Source organism: Allobosea sp. CER48 (assembly GCF_044752385.1).
Taxonomy (GTDB): domain Bacteria; phylum Pseudomonadota; class Alphaproteobacteria; order Rhizobiales; family Beijerinckiaceae; genus Allobosea.
In genome coordinates this window covers 1-4,312 of record NZ_JBIWYK010000267.1, presented here as the reverse complement: position 1 = coordinate 4,312, position 4,312 = coordinate 1, and the positions used below count along the sequence as shown (strand labels likewise).

Below are 4,312 nucleotides of genomic sequence, written 5' to 3'. Positions count from 1 at the left end.
CGACGGGGCCGGCTCGGCCCTCCGGCCTCCCCCTTCCGCCTCCGATGGAACCGGAGGCGTGACCGAAAAGCGCAGGATCGCCTCGTCACCCTCGCCAATCGTATCGAGCCCGGACGGGGACTGCGCCAGCCCCTCCGCGATCATCGCGTACCAGCTTCCGGGGGGCGGTTCGCCCTTGGCCTGGGCGCCACAGACGATCAGGCGATCCTCGGCGCGGGTCATCGCGACATAGAGCAGGCGGTGATGCTCCTCGACCATCTGCGCGACGACGATCGCCTTGGCCGCAGCGGTCGCCTGCGTGTCCTCGGCGCTGGCCGGCGGCCAGATCGGCACCAGGCCGGCGCGCGGCGCCGGCACCGCGAGGATCTTGGGCAGGCGCTTGGCGCCCGGCTCGACTCCGAGATCGGCGAGGATGACGACCCTGGCCTCTAGCCCCTTCGAGCCATGGACCGTCATGACGCGGACCTCGCCGGCGCTGGCCGAGAGGTCGCGCTTCACATCGGCGGCGCTGCTTGTGACATGCTGGAGGAAGCCTGCCAGCGACGGACCATGGCGCCGCTCATGATCGAGCGCGGCGTTGAGGAACGCGTCGAGCGCATCGCCGGCTTCGGCGCCGAGCCGGGCCAGGGCGAGGTTGCGACCGCCGCCGGGACCAAGCAGTCCGGCGAAGAAGCGGAATGGCCCGTGCCGGCCTGCCTCGCGCGCCCAGGCGGTGAGCTTCGCCTCCGCGGCGGCATAGCGTGGCTCGCCCGCGGCGGCCTCCCGCAAGGCGGCGCGCAGGGAACCGGGCCGGCCGGGCGCAAGGCGCAGCAGGTCGTCGTCGTTCAGGTCGATCAGCGGCGTCTTCAGCGCCGTCGCCAGCGTCAGGTCGTCGTCCGGCAGCAACAAGGCCTGGCCGAGCACGACAAGGTCCTCCACGGCCGGATGCTCGGCCAGCGTCAGGCGATCGCGGCCGGTGACAGGCACGCCAGCATCCTTAAGCGCCTTGACGATCGCCTCGAACAGCGCGCCACGCTGGCGCAGCAGGATCATCACGTCGCCGGCAGCGAAGGCATTGCCGCGATCGTCGCGGCGGTCGCGGTGCCAACGCTGCAGGGTTCGCGCGATGCGCTCGGCGAGTTTCACCGTCCCGCTGCGCCGCTCGGGAGCATCGACCGGCGTGGTCCAGGCGTCCGGCGGCTCGCCCGTGTCGTTGGCGGCCAGTGGCCAGATATCGACCGTACCGGGGGCACTCCGGCGCACGGTATCGTGTGTCTCCGGCCGTGCCGCGCCGTCGAAGACGAGGCCGCGCGCATGCTCGGGCAGGGCGAAGACCGCGTCCACGGCCTTCATGATATCCGGTGCCGAGCGGAAGGAGGTGTTGAGGCTGATCGCCTCGAAGGCGAGCTGCGCTTCCGCGATCCGTTGGCCGAGCGCGCGCCGCTCCTCTCCGAAGGCGGCCGGCGCCGCCCCCTGGAAACCATAGATCGACTGCTTCTCGTCGCCGACGACGAAGATGGTCCGGGGCTTCGGCCGGAGATCGCCGCCGCCGGTGAACTCCTCGGCGAGCTTGCGCAGGATCGCCCATTGCGCCTCGCCGGTGTCCTGCGCCTCGTCGAGCAGGATGTGATCGATGCCGGCATCGAGCTTGTAGAGCACCCAGGCAGCCTCGACCCGCTCCAGCAGCGAGCGCGTTCGCGCGATCAGGTCGTCATAGTCGAGGAGCGAGCGCAGGCTCTTCTGGCGCTGGTAGGAGGCGAGCATGCGCGTGACCAGAAGGGCGAGCGCGGCGCTCCGGTCGCGGATGGAGATCGCGTTGAGCGCGTCGGACGCCGCAAGCAGGCAGGCGGCAAGCGCTTCCAGCGTCGCCAGCAAGGCGCCGTCGAATTCCGATTTGCCCTTGCCGCGGATATTGGCGTTGATCGTGCCGGCTTCGGTGATGAAGCCGCGGCGGCAGAAGGCGACGGGGTCGCCATCGTCCTGCCCGGCGAGCAGCGTGCGCAGGGAAGCGGCGAAGTTCTGGCGGGTCGCGCTGCCGGCGTGCAAGGCCTCGACCAGCGCCTGAAGACCCGGCAGGGCGGCGAAATCGGCGCGGAACCGCCGCCTCACCGTGTCGGCGTCGAGATCGGCGGCGATGCCGAGAAAGGCGGCGATGCCGGCCAGCATCTCCCGCGGATCGCGGGCACGGCCGTTCTCGTCGCTGAACAGGGCGCGCTGGCGCAGCGCTTCCTGCACCATGGTCTCGAAGGAATCCTGTGCCGCGAGCTGCGCCAGCAGATCGAGCGCGCGCGCTTCCGCACCGGTCGCGTTCGCGGCGACCAGCGCCAGCAATTCGCGGCGGGCCTCGCGCAGCATCTCGGCCTGTGCGAGATCATCGGCCACCTCGAAGCGCGGCGGCACATTGGCCTCGAACGGCGCCGCCTGCAGCACGCGGGTGCAGAAGGCGTGGATCGTCTCGATGCGCAGGCCGCCGGGCGTCTCCAGCGCCTCGGCGAAGAGGCGCCGCGCCTTGGCCCTTTCGGCCAATGTCGGCGCCTGCCCGGTCAGGTCGGCCAGGGTCCTGGCGAGCGCCGCCTCGTCCAGCGTCGCCCAGGCCCCCAGCGCCTTGAAGATGCGGTTCGCCATGTTGGCGGCCGCCGCCTTGGTATAGGTGATGCAGAGCATCCGGCTCGGCTGCACGCCGTCGAGCAGCAGCCTGAGCACGCGGTTGACCAGCACATGGGTCTTGCCGGAGCCGGCATTGGCCGAGACCCAGGCCGAGAGTCCGGGATCGGCAGCCAGCGCCTGGCGCTGATTTGTCAGCGGCGGGACGATCCAGCCCGGCTTCACGCGTCGCCTCCCTCGTCGGCACCGGGCGCAGCCGACCACTCCTTCACCCGGGCGAGGTGGTCATAGGGGCTGGCGTAGCGGATATAGTCGGGCGCGCGACGCGAGACGAACGCCTCGCGGCCGGATCGCAGCGCGTCGAGATGCTTGAGCAGGTTGTCGAGATGGCGCGCAGCGACATCGACGAGCGGTTCGCCGTCGAAATCGAGCGGCTTGTCCTTGGCCCAACCCTTCGGGTCGTGATGCAGCTTCATGTACAGCAGCGCCTCGACCGGCGTCGGGCCGGTGAGCCCCTTGAAGCCGGACCGCGCCGCAAGCTCCGCTTCCAGGGTTAGTTGCGGCGCAAAGCCCTTCTCGACCTGCGCCTTGCTCGGCGGTGCGCCGGTCTTGAAATCGACGATCCGCAAGGCCGGTCCGCGTGTCAGCTCGATGCGGTCGGCCCGTCCGCTCAGACGGAACTCGCTGCCGTCGGCCAGAGTGAAACTGGCGCCGGTGAATAGTTCGACGCCGATGCGGGCGATCAGCGGCCGCCGACGCTCCTCCCAGCAGATGTAGTGCCCGGCCGTCAGCAGGAAGCGCGGCCACCAGAAGGCGCGCACCTCCGGCACGTCGTCGAAATCCCGGAACAGCCTGTCGCCGTGGGCGATCAGCTGCCCGAGCGCGTCGGCCGGCAGTTGCTCCGGATAGGTTGTGGTGAAGCTCTCGACGATGTTGTGCAGCAGCCGGCCGCGGTCCTGCGCGGTCGGGTCCTCGATCAGGCCGTCGAGCGCATCGAGCTTCAGGATCTTGCGGGCATGGATCTGGTAGGGATCGCGATAGAGCGTCTCGACCTCGGTGACGCTCAATGCGAGCGGCTGCAATGCGCGCGCGGGCCGCGGCGCCGGCCGCCCGATCGGCCTGGCGGCAGCAGGAGCGCTCAGCAGGGCGGCAAGCCCGCGCAGGCGCTCGCCATCGGCCCGCGCCCTGCTCCACACCTCCCTCGGCGTCACCGCCTGCAGGCGCTGCCAGAAGCGCGAGGCGATGGTTTCGGCCTCGCCGACCTTGCGCGGCCGCGTCAGCGTGACCTGGCGCGCCATCAGCGCCTGCACGAAATCATGCGCTGTCTGGCCGATGCGGCGCTCCGGCGGCGACAGGCCGAGCTCGGCGCGCATCGGCCGGTTGATGAAGGAATCGGTCGTGGTCTGCGGCGGCCAGACCGTCTCGTTCAGCCCCCCGAGCACGACATGGTCGGCTTCGAGCAGGCGCGCTTCTAGCAGGCCCCAGATCGCGACGCGCGGGTGGCCCGGGGCAGCCCGCTTCACCGCCCGTTCGGCCAGCAAACCGTCTAGGATCGCAACGAAGTCCTGCGGCCTGCCGCCGGGCGGCATGACATCCTTCGCCGCGGCGAGGTCGTCGAACAGCCCTGCCAGGGCCTCGCCGTCGGGACCGACGAAGGCGAGCGGCGTGCCGCTCTCCGTGGCACTGACGGCGGTGACGGCCGCGCGCGCGGCGCTTGCGACGGCGGCCA

Annotated in this window: 2 protein-coding genes; both read right to left on the bottom strand. The window is 70.9% G+C overall.

What is annotated here, in order from left to right:
- A partial coding sequence (gene addA / locus ACIPIA_RS11000; RefSeq protein ID WP_400509410.1) for a double-strand break repair helicase AddA occupies window positions 1-2,808 on the bottom strand: 2,808 nt, incomplete at its 3' end.
- Window positions 2,805-4,312 (bottom strand): PD-(D/E)XK nuclease family protein (locus ACIPIA_RS10995; protein WP_400509408.1); only part of this gene is annotated, 1,508 nt, incomplete at its 5' end. The genes addA and ACIPIA_RS10995, both read right to left, overlap by 4 nt.